The sequence below is a fragment of the Amycolatopsis sp. NPDC005003 genome (assembly GCF_053600695.1).
In genome coordinates, this window is the sequence record NZ_JBSGAI010000059.1 from 17,302 (window position 1) to 34,549 (window position 17,248).

The 17,248-nt window shown below is 71.8% G+C and carries 11 protein-coding genes; 2 read left to right on the forward strand and 9 right to left on the reverse strand.

Translation table 11 applies throughout. From position 1 onward, the window contains the following. Positions 1-6 precede the first annotated feature (6 nt). Positions 7-1,776 carry an FAD-dependent oxidoreductase gene (locus ACWED2_RS42475; RefSeq protein ID WP_449696167.1) on the reverse strand — a complete coding sequence of 590 codons (1,770 nt, stop codon included), beginning with the start codon at positions 1,774-1,776 and terminating at the stop codon, positions 7-9. A gap of 102 nt (positions 1,777-1,878) precedes the next feature. On the opposite strand from ACWED2_RS42475, the gene ACWED2_RS42480 reads away from it, so the two are divergent. Then, positions 1,879-2,841: a LysR family transcriptional regulator gene (locus ACWED2_RS42480; RefSeq protein ID WP_449696168.1), complete on the forward strand. Its 963-nt coding sequence runs from the start codon at positions 1,879-1,881 to the stop codon at positions 2,839-2,841. Positions 2,842-2,951: 110 nt separating this feature from the next. Further along, positions 2,952-4,607, forward strand: a complete 1,656-nt coding sequence (locus ACWED2_RS42485; RefSeq protein WP_449696169.1) for an aminotransferase class V-fold PLP-dependent enzyme — start codon at positions 2,952-2,954, stop codon at positions 4,605-4,607. A 118-nt stretch (positions 4,608-4,725) separates the two neighbouring features. Here the strand turns inward: ACWED2_RS42485 and ACWED2_RS42490 are convergent, their stop codons facing one another. The 8 genes from ACWED2_RS42490 to ACWED2_RS42525 form a co-directional block, all read right to left on the reverse strand. Next, positions 4,726-5,457, reverse strand: a complete 732-nt coding sequence (locus ACWED2_RS42490) for a hypothetical protein (RefSeq protein WP_449696170.1) — start codon at positions 5,455-5,457, stop codon at positions 4,726-4,728. Continuing rightward, positions 5,454-5,954, reverse strand: a complete 501-nt coding sequence (locus ACWED2_RS42495; RefSeq protein ID WP_449696171.1) for a hypothetical protein — start codon at positions 5,952-5,954, stop codon at positions 5,454-5,456. Before ACWED2_RS42495 ends, ACWED2_RS42490 begins: the two co-directional genes overlap by 4 nt. Beyond that, on the reverse strand, positions 5,951-7,135 hold the full coding sequence (locus ACWED2_RS42500; protein ID WP_449696172.1) for a hypothetical protein: 1,185 nt from the start codon (positions 7,133-7,135) through the stop codon (positions 5,951-5,953). Before ACWED2_RS42500 ends, ACWED2_RS42495 begins: the two co-directional genes overlap by 4 nt. A 24-nt stretch (positions 7,136-7,159) precedes the next feature. Further along, positions 7,160-9,193 (reverse strand): hypothetical protein, encoded by a 2,034-nt coding sequence (locus ACWED2_RS42505; protein WP_449696173.1) that lies wholly within the window; start codon positions 9,191-9,193, stop codon positions 7,160-7,162. After that, positions 9,190-10,791 (reverse strand): hypothetical protein, encoded by a 1,602-nt coding sequence (locus ACWED2_RS42510; RefSeq protein WP_449696174.1) that lies wholly within the window; start codon positions 10,789-10,791, stop codon positions 9,190-9,192. Before ACWED2_RS42510 ends, ACWED2_RS42505 begins: the two co-directional genes overlap by 4 nt. Positions 10,792-10,905: 114 nt before the next feature. Then, a complete protein-coding gene (locus tag ACWED2_RS42515) occupies positions 10,906-11,190 on the reverse strand; it encodes a hypothetical protein (RefSeq protein ID WP_449696175.1) in 285 nt (94 codons plus the stop codon). A gap of 3 nt (positions 11,191-11,193) precedes the next feature. Continuing rightward, a complete protein-coding gene (locus ACWED2_RS42520) occupies positions 11,194-13,317 on the reverse strand; it encodes a hypothetical protein (RefSeq protein WP_449696176.1) in 2,124 nt (707 codons plus the stop codon). Further along, positions 13,314-16,844, reverse strand: a complete 3,531-nt coding sequence (locus ACWED2_RS42525; RefSeq protein WP_449696177.1) for a penicillin-binding transpeptidase domain-containing protein — start codon at positions 16,842-16,844, stop codon at positions 13,314-13,316. The genes ACWED2_RS42520 and ACWED2_RS42525 overlap by 4 nt, the downstream gene beginning before the upstream one ends. Between the last annotated feature and the right edge of the window lie 404 nt (positions 16,845-17,248).

A 17,248-nucleotide genomic window follows, 5' to 3' on the forward strand; every position in this document is an offset into this window, starting at 1 on the left:
GTCTCCTCAGGCGCGGTCGAGCAGGCGGGCGAGTGCCTCGGTGAGCTCTTTTTCCGGATCGGCGGGCACTTCGTGGGCCCGCCAGCCGACGTGGGCGTCCGGCCGGACGAGCACGCAGCCGGACTCGGTGACCTCGCGCAGCCGCGCCCAGTCGTCGTAGACGTCGGTGTACTCGCGGCCGGGGCCGATCACGTGCGCGTCGACGTCGACGCCGAGCGACCGGGCGGCGCCGGTGGCCGCCTCGGCCCACGCCTGCCCGGAGATGCCGGTGAGCACGGCGAACCGTCCCTTGCCGGTGATGTCGTGGGTGCTGACCCGGTGCCCGCCGTGGCCGAGCCAGCAGTGCGGCAAGCGCGCCCCCGGCCAGGTGGTCGGGTGGTAGTACAGCTCGGGATCGCGGGTGGGCTCCGGCTCGGGCGTGCCGTCGCCGACCACCGCGCGGGAGGCGTACCGCTGACCGAGTTCGACACCGTGGGCGTTGAACTCGTAATCCTTCAGTTCCAACGCCTCCCGCAGCGCGGCACGCTGCGCGGCCGCCTCCGGGGTGTCCTCGGCCCGGGCCCGCATGTTCGCGATCTGCTCGGCCGGGTCGCCGGTCGCGGTGAACCCGAGTGCGTCGAAAATCGGGCCGAACTCCTCGATGGATTTGTTGGCCCGCAACACGATCTGCTTGCCGACCGGGGCGCGCTCCGCGTCGTAGCTGTCGAGCAGCCCCTCCCCCGCCTTGCCGGACAGCACCGCGGCGAGCTTCCAGGCGAGGTTGTAGGAGTCCTGGACGGAGGTGTTGGAGCCCAGGCCGTTCGACGGCGGGTGCCGGTGCACGGCGTCGCCCGCGCAGAACACGCGCCCGGTCCGGTACTTGGTGGCGTACATCTTGTTGTTGCCCCACAACGAGGTGGAGCGGATGGTGACCGGGATGGTGTCGTCGCCGACCAGATCGTGCACGATCTTGGTGGCCATGGCGTCGTCGACCTGCGGGGGCGGCTGGTTGATGTCGTAGCCCCAGACGACCAGCCACTCGTCCCAGGGCCGGACCATGCGCACCAGGCCCATCCCGATGCCGCCGATGTCCGAGCCCGGCTGCAGCACCCAGTACAGGACGCTCGGCCGGTGTTCGACGTACTTCGTCAGGTCGGCGTGGAAGACGATGTTCATGCTTCCGGCGAGATCCATCTGTCCTTCGAAGGGCAGCCCGATGTCGCGGGCCACCTGGCTGCGCCCGCCGTCCGCGCCGATGACGTACTTCGCGCGGATCGGGTAGGTCTGGCCGGACAGCCTGTCCCGCACGGTGACGGTGACACCGTCGTCGTCCTGCTCCAGCGACAGGTACTCCGTGTCGAACCGGATCTTGCTGCCGCGCTCGGCGGCGTGCCCGATCAGGATCGGCTCGAGCAGGGTCTGCGGGAGGTCGCAGTTCTCGGACGGGCTGGCCAGCGTGTAGTCGGCCTTGCGGGCCGGGTGCGTCCCCCAGGTCCGGACCCGGCCGATCTCGTCGCCGGCGAGGCTGGTGCAGAAAACCGTGTCGCCCATCAGCGCGGCGGGCGTGCCCTGCGCCTTGATGTCGGCTTCGATGCCCATGTCGCGCAGGATTTCGACCGTGCGCTGGTTGGTGATGTGCGCGCGCGGGGTGTTGGCCGTCCATCGGTACTTGGTGATCACCAGGTGGTCCACGCCGTAGGTGGCGAGGAACAGCGCGGCCGAGGCGCCCGCCGGGCCGCTGCCGATGACCAGGACGTCCGTGGTGACCTGGCCGGGGTTGCTGGGGTTGTCGCTCACGCTGCCTCACCTCTGGGTCCGCTTCGACCGGTGGAACGAGTATGCGAACTCACCGGCTATACGTCCAATACGAAGTCACCGTCGCTGATATAGCCTCTGAATATGGATCTGCGGGCGCTGGAGTGCTTCCTGGCCGTCGCCGAGGAGGGTTCGATCAGTCGCGCCGCCGCAGCACTGCACATGACGCAGCCTCCGCTGAGCGTGCGGCTCCAGACGCTGGAACGCGAACTCGGCGTCCCCCTGCTGATCCGCCACGGCCGCGGCGTCGAGCTGACGGCCGCGGGCCGGGCGCTGGCCGAACGCGCGCGCCGCCTGTTTTCCGAGCTCCACACCACGACCGAGCTGGTGCGGACGATCGGCCTCGGCACCCGGGGCCGGCTGACCGTCGCCGTCGGCCACACCGTCTCGCCCCGGCTGCTGCCCCACCTGATCGGCGGCACCATGCTCGAACCCGGCGTCGACCTCGTCCTCACCGAAGACTCCGATTCCGACGTGGTCGAGCGGGTCCACCGCCGCGACGCGCACGCCGGCCTGCTCCACCTCGAACCCGGCGGCCCCGGCCGGGCCCGGCACGCGGCGAGCCGGGCCCGGGCGCTGGAAGTCGCGGTGGTGGCCCGCGAGCCACTCGTCGCGGTGCTGGCCCGGACGCATCCCGCCGCCGGCGAGGAACGCATCGACCTGGCCGAGGTGGGCGGCGAACGGGTGGTGGTCACGGCCGAGGCCGGAGCGGGGCTCGCCGCCCACCTCCGCGCCGCCTGGGCCGACGCCGGGCGTTCGTCCGACACTCGCCGCGATGCGACCTCGGTCATGCACGCCCTCGCCCTCGTGGAGGCCGGCGCCGGGGTGACCCTGCTTCCCGCACAGTACAGCTCGATGCTCTGGCCGGGCCTGATCGCACGCCCGTTGCGCCGGCACACCGCCGTCGTCGAAACCGCCGTCTGCTGGCGGCCCGACGAGGACTCGCCGGTCCTGCGCCGCTTCCTCCGGACGGCCCTGTCCACCCCCGAACCCGACATGCTGGGACCGGAGCACGCCAGGGACGGGCTGGGCGCCGCCCACTGGTGATCCGCGCGCCCGGCGCTCACCGGGCTCCCGGCGGCACCGCAGGCGAACGGCCACGAGAACTGCCCGTTTTTCCTCTGCCGCCCGGCCGTGGGGAGGTCTCCAATGGAAGAGTGGCGGAGAACGCGCTGATGCACCGCGTGCGGCAGTCGATCATCGGCAACGACCTGGCGATGACCGGTCCCTTCGGCCTTCGCCGCGTGATCTACGCCGACTACACCGCTTCGGGGCGCGCGGTCTCCTTCGTCGAGGACTTCATCCGCGACCACGTCCTCCCCTGGTACGCCAATACCCACAGCGAGTCCTCGGCCACCGCGGCGCAGACCACCTCGCTGCGCGAGGAAGCCCGCTCGGTGATCCGGGACGCCGTCGGCGGCGACGAGGACACGGTCGTCATCTTCACCGGCTCGGGCTCCACGGGAGCCATCGACAAGCTGATCACCATCCTCGGCCTGCGGCTGCCGGACCGCTACCGGCTTGCCGGCGCGATCGCTCCGGAGGACCGGCCGGTCGTCTTCCTCGGCCCCTTCGAGCACCACTCCAACGAACTGCTCTGGCGGGAATCGATCTGCGACGTGGTCACGATCCCGGAGGACGCCGACGGCGGCGTGTCCCGGAACGCCCTCCGCGCCGAACTGGTTCGCCACGCCACCCGGCCGCTGAAGATCGGGTCCTTTTCCGCGGCCTCGAACGTGACCGGCATCGTTTCCGACACCCCGGCGATCTCGGATCTGCTGCACGAGCACGGCGCGCTCGCGTTCTGGGACTGCGCGGCCGCCGCGCCGCACGGAGGTGTGCGCATGTACCACCGGGGCGGTTCCCACAAGGACGCGATGTTCCTCTCGCCGCACAAGTTCGTCGGCGGTCCCGGCACGCCGGGAGTGCTGGTGGTGCGCCGGGAACTGCTGCGGAACCGGGTTCCGAGCGTGCCCGGCGGCGGCACCGTGGACTACGTCAGTCCGACGGACCACCACTACCTCGGCGACGCCGCGCACCGCGAAGAAGGCGGCACTCCCGCGATCGTCGAATCCGTCCGGGCCGGGCTGGTGTTCGGTCTGCAGCAGGCGGTCGGCGTCCCGGCCGTCCGCGAACGGGAGCAGGCGGTCCTGCGGCGCGCGCTCGAATCGTGGTCGGCCGACCCGAACCTCGAGGTGCTCGGCAACGCCGACGCCGACCGGGTGGCCATCGTGTCTCTGCTGGTGCGCGGGCCGAGCGGGAAGCGGCTGCACCACGACTACGTGGTGACGTTGCTCAGCGACCTGTTCGGCATCCAGGCCCGCGGCGGCTGTTCCTGTGCCGGCCCCTACGGGCACCGCCTGCTCGGAATCAGCCCGGCTCGTTCGCGGCGGTTGTGGAACGAGGTCCTCGCCGGCCGGGAGGGCGGCAAACCGGGCTGGGCGCGGATCAGCTTCGACTACACGATGTCCGACGCGGTGGTCGACTACGTGATCCAGGCGGTGCACCGGGTCGCGGCGAGGGGATGGACACTGCTGACGGACTACCGCTTCGATCCGGCGACCGGGCACTGGCGCCACCGCCGCGCTCCCGGACCCCGGCTGAGCTTGTCCGACCTGCGATACACCCCGGAAGGCGTGCGCCGACCACCCGCGCCGGACACGCTGAGGGAGGACGCCTTGCCGGCGCAACTCGAAGACGCGGACCGGATCTTCGCCGCGGCGAACGGGTCGAGGGACGCGGATTCCGGGCGAACGACCCGGGGCTTCGAGGATCCGGACTGGTTCGAGCTGCCGTCGGAGTGCTTGACGTGACTTCGGTGCGAGCACCGTCCGACGGCGCGGAGAACCGGGTGTTCGCACATGTGGGTCCGGAGACGCCGGTTCTGAGAGCAAGGAACCGGCTCGCCGTGCCGCGGCCGGTGGATCGGCGTCACTGGTGCGTGAGGGCCGCAACCGCCGCCACGACAGCCGCGGGGTCCGACCAGCTTCCGTTCGTGTGGACGATCAGCGAATGCAGCCACGACCCGGCGAGGGTGTCCACGGCCCGGAGGAGATCTCGCACGGGCACGTCGACCAGGACTCCGTGGTCGAGGGCGAGTCCGGCCACGCGTGTGCTGCGGCAGCGAACCGCGGCGAGCTCGCTGTCGGCGTGACAGCGGAGCTCCGTCGTCCACGCGTTCGCCAGCAATACCGCGGCGTGATTTCGCTTCGGAGGAAACGGTACGGCGAGCACGGCGCGGTCGACGCCCCGGACGCACCAGACGATCAGCACCGGCGCGGTGAAGCGCGCCGCGGCAGCGGGATCGCTCGCCTGGAGCTGCAGCATGGCCAGGTACTCGCCGGCCGGCGACTCGGCCGGTGGCGCCGTCCTGGTCATCGGCAGCAGCATCACCACGCAGCCGGCCGGTCGGCCGAGTTCGTCCGCCGTGATCCGGCGGCAGCGCAGCCCTCGCTCTTCCAGTGCCGCCGTCACCCGCTCGGCTGCCTGCCCGCCGGCGCCGTCCGCGACCAGCACCTCGTCGGGAGCGGCAACGCGCCCGGCCGGCGATCCGAACGGTACCGTCGGCGGCTCGGAACGTGCACCGGGCCGGGGCACCGGTCCCGGGAGCGGCGGCTCGACGCGGCTGCGGAGCACGGTGCGGAACCGGTCCAGCACGCTCATGCCGGCCCCGTCAGCAGGAACAGCTCCACGGTCACGTCACCCGGCGTCCCGTCGCTGCCGAAGTAGCACCGGATGTCGATCGTGGACTTCAGCTGGGGAATCCCGGCGGGCAACACGATGTCACGGACCCGCTTCGACAGCTGCGTACCCTGGATGACCGGTTGGCCGGATCGGCTGCCGTTGCCGAACAGCATGATCAGCCCGACGTTGGCGTTCGCGCCGACGGTCCGGTCGAGGGTCTCGCGAAACCGGGTCAGCACCGCACCGTTGTCCCCCGCCGTCGACAGGGCGAACTTCTGCGTCTCCAGCTTGAGCCCCTGCGGGTTGGGCGGCTCGGCCGGGGACGGGGCCGGCGGCGGTGCGGCGGCGTCCGGGACGGCGGCGGGTTCCTGCGAGCCGACGGCGACCAGGAACAGAATCATGGCCAGTTCCGCGAACAGCCAGCCCGCCGCGCCGTGCATCCCCGAACCGGCACGACGGCGACGACGCCGCATCACGACACCGCCTTCCCCTCGGTGACCTCACCGTTGTGTCCGGGGTCCGCCGTGCGGAGCCCGTCGTGGACCACGGCCAGCCAGTTGACGTCCGCGATCGTCGTGCGCAGGTCGCGCGCCGTCTCGTGCACGGCGTTCATCGTGCGGTCGAGTTTGGCGGCCGCCGCGGCCACATCGGCGGCCGCCTGCCCGAACGGCGCCTGTGCGGCCACGATGCCCACGCGGCTCGTCTCCGTCTGCCCGGCCAGCTGTGCTGCCTCGGTGAGCCGCCGGGTGGCCTCGGCGAGCGTGGCCTGGACGCTGCCGGCCGCCTCGTGCACCCGGTCGCCGGCTGCCGTCACCGCGCCGGTGAAGGCCGTTATCGGCTCGGTCCGCTCGGTGATCTCATCGGCGGTGCGAGCGAGCCGCGTGTCGGCTTCGGCGAGCCGCGTGGCCTGGGCCTCCAGGGTCGGCAGGGCCGCGGTGAGCCGTTCGACGACCCCCGCGGCCCGTTCCACGACCGCCATCGCATCGCCGAGCCGGGCAGTGGCACGACCGAACTTGTCGGCGGCGAGGGCGAGTTCGTGCGCCGCCACGCGGGACGCGTCGCCGGTGCGCGCCGGTCCCAGCAGGCCGTACAGCGAGTTCAGCGGCGGCAGAAGCTCGGCTTCGAGCCGGTGCACCACCCGATCGGCCTCGTCGGCGGCCTTCTCGTCGCGGCCGGCCCACCAGGCGTTGCCCATGAGCCACAGCACCGTGACCACGATCAGGCCGGAGAGCGCCACCGGACCGCGCAGGTCGTTGTGCTGCAGCCAGTCCGCGAAGAACGGCGGCCGCTCGGCGACCGGCTTCGACAGGTACTGCTTGGTGTAGAACACTTCGGCGATCCCGAGCAACGCCCAGGCCAGCACCACCGGCAGGAGCACGGCCGCCTGGCTGGCCCGCTTGACCGGGCGGTCGATCATGGCACGCAGGTAACCGGGTTCCCGCAACCGCCAGAGCATCAGCTCCCGGCCGGCCCGGGTCGGATCCGCTTCGACCTGCTGGGCTTCGGTCACCGCGGTGGCCAGCACGATGCCGAGCTGAGCCAGGTGCGAAGGCAGCGACGCGGCCGCCGCCCCGGAGATCCGGGCGCCGGTCAGCTCGGTCTCCGCCTTGACCACGGCCGTCGAGATCGCCTGGGCGTGCGGGGAAAGGGACGACACTGGAGTTTCCTCTTCACTCGGTACTCAGTTCACCAACGTGAACACCAGGGCGGCAGCGGTGAGCACAGTCACCAGCAGCAGGAGCCACACGACGATGGCCGGCAGGTGTTCCCCCAAGGCCCCGACCCCGGCTCGCCGGCCACCGGTTCGGCCTGTCGCCTCGATCTCGGCCACCGGCGTCGCCCGGGGCGCTTCCCCCCGCACGGTCTCGTCACCACGGTCGCGCTTGCGCGGCTTCGGCCTCGACGGTGTGCGCCGGCGGCGCAGTTGGCGCTTCGGCTGCGGCTTTTGCTCGTCCGGAAAGGAATAGCGGCCGACGGCTTGCTCCCCGACCGGGTTTTCGGGCCCGGCGCCGACCGGTACGGGCCGGCGCGCGAGATCGGCCTGCCCACCGGCACCCAGACGCGATCCGGCTTCGCCCACCAGCGCGCTCAGGCCGGCCGGCTGGCCGGCCGCGACAAACCGCAGCACCTCACGCAGGAACCCGCTGTCGACCTGACGCGCGTCGTTCAGGAGGCGCGCGCCCACGTCGACGACGAGGCCGGAATCGCTCGTCGGCCAGGATCGGACCACGTCGGTCAGCCACCGGCTGATCGCGTCGTCGTGGTCGCCCCCGCGGCGCATCGCCTCGAGCATCTCGGACAGCAGCGTCCGCCTGCGTGGCTCGTCCGGCACGGCCTGGAGCATCGACACCGCGGCCTTGGGCGACGGCCGCGGCAGGTGGTCGAGGACGGCGCGCAGCACCCCGACCGGATCGGCGGCGTGCAGCAGCCGGCGTTTGTGGGGTTCGGAAAGACGGCCCCGCTGTTCCAGTTCGGCGGCGATGTCCTCGACCGGCATGGGGAACAAGTCCTCCAGCCCCGGGTCCTCGGCGGTGAGCCCCAGCCGCCGCAACCAGCCCGTGGCCTGCACGCGCGCCTCCGGGCTCTCCAGCGGGCCGCCGGGGACGCACAGGTACTCCCGGACGAACTGCGCCACAGCCGATTTCGCGGGGTACTTCCACCGCAACAGATCCGCCAGCAGGTCGTGCCAGCCGGCCAACGAACCCTCCGGCGTGGGCGGGAACAGTCCCGGACACGTCGTGACGGACGCTTCCAAGACCCCGTCGAACAGCATTCCCCGCAGCTTGGTGTCGGGCAGCCCGTGCAGCAGTTCCCCGATCGCCTCCACCGGCCGGTACCGCGCCCACGTCCGCGCGACCTCCGGGCCCGCGCCCCGCAGCAGCCGCACGGGATCCTGCCGCAGCAGGTGCGGCACGTCCTCGACATCGACGTCCAGTTCGTCCCGCACCACGGCGTCCACGAACTCGCGCATGCTCGGCGCGTCCCGGTACCGCTCCACGGCCGTGTTCTCCAAGGCCCGGTCGGCCATCCACTCGACCGCCTCCCGCTCCTTTTCCGGCAGCGGCGACGGCTCGTCCTCGTTGTCCAGCCACGCCAGCAGGCGATCAGCGTCGCGCTCGCGCGCCAGATCGGCCGGCCAGCGCCCGGTGGCCACGGCGCCGGCGGCGACAGGGGGTTTGACCGGGTAGGTGATCCAGAACCGTTCGGCGGCCACGGCGACCGGCAGCACCGTGAGCAGGGCGGCGATGACGGCGGCGACCTCGTGCGGCTCTCCGTCGAGGGCCAGCTTCCGGCGTCCGGCCGCCAGGCCCGTCAGCGCGGCCACGACGGCCGGGCGCGCCGGGGTGAGGTCGAACGGCGGGCGATCACCGCCGCGCGTCAACCTGCCGTCGGCGCCGACCTTGGCCAGGCCGGTCCGCCAGGCCCGTGCCGGATGCCAGTCGCCCGGCAGGAAGAGGAACTCGCAGACCCCGGCCCGGCCGAAGCCACCACCGCGGCCCTGCACGGTGAAGCACCACATCGTCCGGTCCCGCAGCAACCCCCAGATGGGCCACCGGCGGAAGTCCACGGTCTCGGTGTGCGGCTGACCGACCAGCGTGTGGACGAGCTCCGCCGCCCGTTCGACCAGCTCCGGGGGTTCGGGGTGGTCCGGATCGGGGTTCGGCGCGAACCCGGCCAAGCCGCCGCCCCATCGCACGATCACCGGCTCGGTCATGCGCGCTCTCCTCGCAACATGTTCAGCAACAGCTGGGTCAGCGCCGCGGACCGCTCCGTGACGTCGGCGAAACCACGGTGGTCCCGCGTGATGATGCGCCGGTCGGTGCCCGCTTCCAGCAGCGGCGTGTTCCCCAGCGGCGAACACAGCAGGAACCGGATGTCGCGGCGCGGGTTGGCCAGCAGGGCGCCGATCTGATCACCGAGCCCCATCCCGGACACGACGCCGGCGCCCAGTGCGGACATCACGAGATCGCGGATCTGCAGCAACCCGGCATTGCCCGGGGTGAGCGAAGCCGTCATGTACTCGTCGATCGACGGCACCGGAACCCGGTAGGTGAACGTCGCTTCCGGACGCCCCGGCGTGATCTTGACCGTGTCGTGCTCGCCACCGTGCACCAGGTTCCAGAACGCCGCCGGATCGCTGTAGTGCGTGAGCAGAGACCCGGCGAGCTGGTCGATCAACGCCTCCCGGACCGGCCCGTTGCCCCAGGAATCGCCGAGCCGGGCCACGATGTAGTTGCGGGCGTCCTCGGACACGGCCGGGTTCTCCAACGCGCGCTTCACCGTCGTCTTCAGGTAACGGCGCATGCCCTTCAGCACCTCGTTGGGACTGCCCAGCCTGTCCAGGCCCCGACCACTGGCCAGGGCCTGATAGAGCAGATCCACTTTGGACACACAGATGAGCAGCTGCTGAACCTGGTCCGGCCGGTCGGCGAAGGTGCCCTCGTGGGTCAGGACGGTGGCGAGCTCCTGCTGGACCGTGTCCCGGTCGTCCCGGGTCTCCTGCTCCTTGGGGTTGATCACCTCGTCCGGGCGCATGCTGCCCAGCAGCCCCGCCCGCACCTCGTCGGGCAGGAAGTCCGCCACGCGCTTGGACACGGCGGGATCCACCAGCCACACCAGGGTGTCGTACCGCCGCAGGACGTCGCGCCGGTCTTCGTCCTCGGGCCGGTCCCGCTTGAACAGCTCGCCCGGCAGGTCGGCGACCACCGCGAGCACCTGGCGCCGGTCGAACAGGAACCGGCGGGCCACCGGCTGGCGGATGAGCCGCCACCAGTCCGCGGGCAGCGTCTCGGTGCTCATCAGGTCCTTGCACAGGGCTTGGGCGTCCTCGATGAGCTCGTCCGAGACCTCGTACCCGAGGAACTCCACCGGCATCATGTGATCCCGGCCGGTGACGGCCAGCGGAAGCCCTTTGACCCGCATCTCGTGGTAGCCCATTTTCAGCCGGTCGAACGCGGCCGCCTCCAGATTGGCGTCGGTGGCGTTGACGCTCACGAAGTGCTCGTGGCCTTCGCTGTCCTCGTACAGCAGCTGCTGGCTGAGCGCCCGCAGCATCAGGTAGCTCTTGCCCGCCGCCGTCTGGCCGATCGCGGCGACCGAGACGGCACCGTGCGCCGGCTGGACCGGGATCTCCCGGCCGAGGTAGTCCTGGCGGTAGCGCAGCAGCAGGTGCCCGCTTCCGCACAGCTGGTAGCAGAGCTTGACCGAGGCGGGGTCGAAGTTCCGGCTACTGCGGGACGGAGCTTCGTGGCCGAAGGGAGTGAGCCGGTGCTGGAACCTCTTCGCGTCGTCGCGGTACAGCTCCAACATCAAGCTGGGACGCTCGTGCTGACTGCGGCGCGGGCCCATGGTGTCCCCGCACACCGCGCACTTGTCGGGCGTAGGCAACATAGTTCCTGTTTCTGCTTTCCGGGAAGGCGCCACCTGCTAGGCGGGGATCAGTGAAAGGAGCGCGACCACGACCACGAGCACGCCGAAGATGACAGCGCACCAGCGGATCCCGTGCCGGACGCCGATCTTCCCGGCGGCTTCGAACTGCGCGTGCACGTAGGCCGACGCCGCGGCATGACCGCGCTGCCGCCGGACGTGTTCGTACGACGTCCAGTCCGCGATGTGCAGGCCCAGCGCCTGATCCGGCCGCACGGGCGGTTCGTCCCCCAGCTTGCGGTCGAGGCCGCCGAGCAGGGTCCGACGGGGAGTTCCGTGGGTCATGGTTCAACTCCTCTCGACGAGTACGACCAGGGCCGCGAGCACGACCAGCACCAGACCGACCGGCACCACCGTCTGGGCGAAGGCGCGGACCGCGACGGCCCGCCGGTGCCGCGCGAGGGCTTCGACGACCGTGGCCGCCGGCTCGGCCGGGGTGAACCGGCCGTGCTGGGTGACCTCGTCCCAGACCGCGTCGACCCGGTGGCCGTACTTGCCCCCCGCCCGGGGCCGGACATCGGGAGGCCCGGTGCCGCCGCCGTGGTCCGACTCCGCTCGCAGCAACCGGTCGATCCACTCCGTGGCCCAGTGGTCTCCAGAGCCGAACGCACCGGTGCGGAAGGGCTCGGCGAGTTCCTCGGCGAAGGCCCGCCAGCGCGGTTCCGGCCAGTAGCCGAGGATTTCCGCGGCGGTCGCTTCGCCGTCGTCGATGAGCCCGGTCGCGGACTCCATCGACGGCAGCAGCCGGTGCAGCCGGTCGATCCCCGCGATGGCGCACAGCACGACGAGCGCGAAGCCGAACCGGTCGTGCGCCACCAGGTCGGGGAGTTCCGGGCCCGGGTACCGCTGCTCGTGGCCGCCCGGCGTCAGCGGCCGGGTGGCCCCGGAGTCCGCCACCGGGCCGGTGCGGCTCACCTGCTCCCACATCCACAGCTTCACGTCGGGGTGGGCGTACGAGTAGGTCGCTCGCGGCCCGGAATCCAGCGACAGCTCGTCCAAGGAGCGGACGGAATCGCCGTCCAGCAGGACGTACGCCGGGGTCCCGTCCACGGTCTGCAGCCAGCCGACGTTCTGCGGCTTGATATCCACGTGCACGATCCGGGCCGCGTGGCAGCGGTCCAGGCCTTCGGCGAGCCTGCGCAGCGGAGGCAGTTCCTCGATGCCCGGCACCCGGCGGGACGGATCGGTGGACTTGGCCCACGGCTTGGTCTGCAGCAGCGGCGAGACCACCAAGACGTAGCAGTCCGTCCGTGGCGAGTTCGGCACCCCGAACCACGCGGAGAGCCGGTTGACCGGGTTGTCCACCACCGAGGTTCTGCCGGCGTGGTAGCTGGTGGGGCTCGTTTCGGCCGCCAACGACTCCCAGTCCTCGGGGACGACGGCGACCGGGACGATCGGCCAGGCCGCCGCGCGGGCGCTGCCCCCGCCGACCGCGGCGTTGACCCGGTCGATCAGCGTCACCTGGGCCTGGAGTTCCCGGCGCAGCAACCGCGCCTGCTGCGGCGTGGCACACCGGTAGATCTTGACGTGCCACCGGGCTTCCGGCTCCTGGGGAGAGGTCGCGGTCGTGTACTCGACTTCCACCGTGACTTTGCGCAGCGCGCCGCGCACGGGGAATTCACGCTGTTCGGGAGCTGCCTCCGGCGGCGCCACCTGGAAGTGCCGCCACGCACCGAAGTAGCGCAGCCACACCTCGAACGGTTCCTCGCCGGTCAGCTGCGGGACGCCGCCGGGTTCGAGCACACCGTCCTGCCATTCGGTCAGGCGGTAGGCCAACGCGGTCGTCCCCCGGCCGTTCGGCTCGGCGTAGGTGATCTCGCCGTCCGGGGCGATCGCCCGGCCACCGGCGTCGCCCGGCGACAGCACGGCGCCGCCGACCTCGACCGCGATCTCCGGCCGGACCCAGGTGCGCCGCACCCGGAGCCCGGCGCTTTCACACCGGAGTTCGAGCAAGCTGTCGCGCGGAACCGTGTTCAACGAGTCGGGCAGCTCGATGCCGAACTCGCCGCCGGCGAGCCGGGAGCGGCCGAGCGGCACCCAGCCCGCGCCTTCGACCAACAGGTCGTGGAACTGCAGGTCCTGCCAGGAGAGCGTGAACAGCCGGTAGCGCAGCCCCTCTTCGAGGTCGCGCTCCCGCTCCGCCTGCCGGGCCTGTGCGGCCGGGACGACGTCGATCCGGAACGGCTCCGTCAGGTCGTTCCGCTCCTCGAACCGGACCTCGAACCGGCAGCCGGGCCGGTCGGCGCACACCTCGATCAGCGACTCCCTGATGTCGGACTGCCGCACCAGCCGGTCCCGGGTCAGGATCGTCACCCGCATCGTCACCGCGGTGCGGGCCGCGGTGAGCGCTTCGCTGAGCTTTCGGCTCGCATCGATGCGGACGTCTTCGGCGATCCCTTCGAGGTCGGTCATCCGCGGCCCTCCACAACGCTCTCGATGATCTGCTGGGCGACGAGGCGGGCGCGGGTGCTGCCCGCCTTCTCGTCGCGGGTCTCGACGGCGACGGCGAAGGACACCGGACCGGACGCGGTTTCGACGAACCCGACGAGCCACGCGGTCTGCCGCACGAAGCTGCCCGGGGGTGGGGCGGTCGTCTCGTACGGGTCATCCGTCCCGGTCTTGACCCACAGCTGCCTGCCGTCCGGGGCGTGCAGCGCGGACGCGGTGCCGCCGGCCGCGGTCGTGCCGGCGAGGGCGGCCCGCAGCTGGTCGGCCTGCGGACCGGTGAGCACCTGCTTGTCCCGCGCCGGTTCGCCCGTGGTGCCGGGCGCGAGGACGACCCGCGGCTGCCGGACGAGCCCGTGGTTGGCGATCCCGGCCAGGACGGTGGCCATCTGCAGCGGGGTGCCCCGGGTTTCGCCGCCGCCGAGCACGTTGTTGCCGAGACCGGCGCTGTCCGGGGCGTCGACCGAACCGGAGACCGAAGACGACAGGCCGACGTCGATGTCCGCCAGCCAGGCCCGTCCCTCCTGGCCCGCGTCGTTGAAGCCGAAGTCCAGGGCGGTCCGCCGGATGGCCGGCCAGCCGAGCCGCTCGGCGAGCCGGACGAACGCCGTGTTGCACGACACAGCGAGCGCAGCGGTCAGGCTGATCTGTCCCTGCACGGTCCCGGGGCATTCGCCGCGGTTGTGGTTTCGGATGACGCGACCGCCGTCGGGGACCGTTTCCGGCGCGGGCAGCAGATCGTCGGCCGTGGTGCCGGGTTGCCGGAGGTAGGCGGCGGCCACGACGACCTTGAAGGTGGAACCGAACCCGTACCGGTGCCCGGCCGCACGGTCCTCGTTGACGCTGGGCAGCGTGACGGTGGGATCGTTCGCCACGTACCGCCGCTGGTCGGCTTCCTGCCGCGGATCCGGTGCCGCGACCGGCACCTTCCGGAGGCGCCAGGCCCAGCAGTTCACGGCCGCGTCCACCGTGGCCTTGCCGTCCTCCGCGACCTTGCACCCCGGCGTGGGCGCGATGGTCCCGTCCGCGTGTCGCGGCCCGAACTTCTGCCGGTTCTCGAAGTCCTGCGCCGCGGCGGCACTGGCCCCGGAGTCCGGCGGCGCATCGATGTGCAGGGCCGTCGGGGCGCTCGACATCGCCAGCACCCGGCCCGAACGCGCGTCGAGCACCGCCGCCCCGCCGGCGAGTGGCGCCGAACCGTCGAGGTCCGTGCGCAACGCCGTGGCGGTGGCATGCTGGATCCTTCGCGAGAGGGTCAATTCGAGGGCGGTGCGCGTCTCCTGGCGCGGTGCGCCCAGCCGGTCCGCGAGCGTGCTCGGGGTGCCGGGTGCGGCGAGCGACTGCAACGCCGAGTCGAGCAGCCCGGCGTTCTTGCCGTCGGTGTTGATCAGGCCGTCGAGATCACCCACGGCGGGCGTCGACGGCCCTTGCGCCACCCATGCGCCGGCCGCGGTGTCCCAGCGGTACCCGAGCGTGCCGTCGAGCGTCAGTTCGATGCTGCGCCGGCTCGCGGCGACCCGGTCCATCGAGCACTGACTCGAGTCGACCATGTTCTGCGTCGGACCGCAGTACGGCCGATCGGCACCGTTCGGCCGGTACGGCACCGCGACGGTGACCGCCAGCAACGCGCAACAGAGCAAGAAGGCGGCGGCCGACGGCCGACGCCACCGGCCGAGCGCTCGGGGCGTGGCCGCCGGTTCCGGCCTCGGGTGCGGCCCCGCGGCAGGCGCGTTCAGCCGCAGCGCCACGGCCACGAGCACGGCGAGCCCCAGCATCGCCGTGGAGCTGCCGCCGCGCGACAGGAAGGGAGCGGTGATCCCGGACTGGGCGAAGAAGTTCTGGGTGGTGGCGAACACGAACACGAACTGCCCGAGCACCATCGCCCCGATCGCGGTCGCGAACAGCCGTGACGGGTCGAGCGCGCCACGGCCGGCGCGGGCCCGGTCCGCCGCGCTCTCGCGGGCCGGGGCCAGCCGTCCGGCAGATGGCCCGATCCGGCCGAGGGCACCGGCCAGCAGCGCGGTCAGAGCCGTGAGCAGCAGCACGGTGGCCCCGCCGAGCTTGCTCCAGATCACCGCGAGCACGAAGTCGGAATCGCCGACCTGCAGAACCCCGGCCGTGGTGTCGTCGAGCCCGCGTCCCCACAACCCGCCGTCGGCCATGATCGCCAGGCCCCGGGCCATCTGCGATCGGTGCTCGGCCTCGTCGTCGGCATAACTGAACTGGCACGCCGTGTAGCCGGGCGGGGTGGCCGGGGCCTGCGGAGCGGGGACTCCCTGCGGCACCACGGCGTCCGGTGGCACGCAGGTGCCGTGCCAGGTGTAGGTCCACGGATCCGCCATGATCACGAAGCGGGCCCCGATGTACGGCATGAACAGCATCGCCACACCCGCGACCACCACCAGCACCCCGAGCACGAGCACGAGCGGCCTGCCGTACTGCCGGAACCTGGCCCAGCGCCGGCGCTCCCGCCCCGGCCGGTCCGCGTCGAGCGCCCGGCCGGCGTGGTGGTAGAGCACGGTGCCCAGCACGGCCATCGTCGCGACGAGGAGCGGGATCAGGGGGCCCATGTCTTTCTTGATCAGGCTCGCGGCGGCCACCGCGACGAAGAGCAGCACCGGGTACCAGAATCGGGCGGCCAGTTCGGCGTGCTTGGTCCAGGCGACGCCGTTGCGGTAGACGGCGGCATGGCCGGCGACGAAATACGCGAGAACCAGACAGTACAAGAACTTCCCGAGCTCCGGCGCGGACGTGTAGATCGGGGTGAGTCCCGTGAAGAACGCGGGCACGATGAACGTGACGGCGACCAGGCCCAGCGCCACCGCGTAAAACCGGCCGCGGTGGTTTTCGCGCCAACGGGAAAAGGCTCGCCGTCGGCCGATGGGAGAATTCTGCCGTTTCAACCACGGCCAGAGAAGCACCGCGCCCAAGCCTGCGCCGAAGACGGCCAAAGGGAGGCCGATGGCGTCGCGCGCGGCCGCGAACCTGCCGTCGTGGAACAGTTCTCCGAGGTTGCCGTTCGGGACGCGGGCAGGCCCGAGGCGAACCACCAGCAAAAATCCGAACAACGACAACGTGCTCGTCGCCGAGAGCACCGCGAGCGCCGGGCCGGTCACCGCCCGGCAACCGTGGCGCCCGGCGGATCGCCGCAGCAGATACCAGGCCGCTCCGACCACCGCGGCCATCGCCAGGCCGAGGATCGCGCCCGTGACGAGCGTGCGCGGCAGCAGGTGATCGCCCACGCAGAACCCGGCGACGAGGAGTGCGAGCGGCCACCCGAGCGCCGGCCCGGCCCCGCGGAACAGCACCGCGGCACCACCGGTGATGTGGCGAGCGGGCGCGCCGACCGCGGCGACCTCCACCGACTGCCGTTCACGCAGGAACCGCACCGTCCCGGTAGTCGCCAACACCAGTCCGGCGAAGACCAGTGACCGGCTCGCCCCGGCGTAGCCGTCGACGAACAACCCGGCGACAGCCGGGGGATCCAGGCTCATGCAGGAACTTTCTGGCTCGCGCGGAACCGGCCCGCGCGGCGCGCGACCTCCGGGATTTCGAGTAGGACAACTTCCAGTCGATGGCCGAAGACCGCTTGTTACACATCCGGCGAGACAACCGAAGGCGCCGACGCGGCGGCTCGACGTTCGACCCCGTCCCGGCACACTCTCCATCCGATTTTCGTATTTCGCCTGGCGCGGCACGTGCTTCGCCACCGCACGAGGACGTGCGTTTTTTTCGCGCCACCCGGGCCGGATCGAAAAGTTTCCCTGCACCGGGAATCCAATCACCGCCGTCCCGATCCGCGAACCGGTTCCCCACCTCGGCCAACACCGCACACACGCCGATCTGCGATCGCGGGTACTCCAGGTGGGCTGGGGATGCCCACACCTTTTGGCCGATT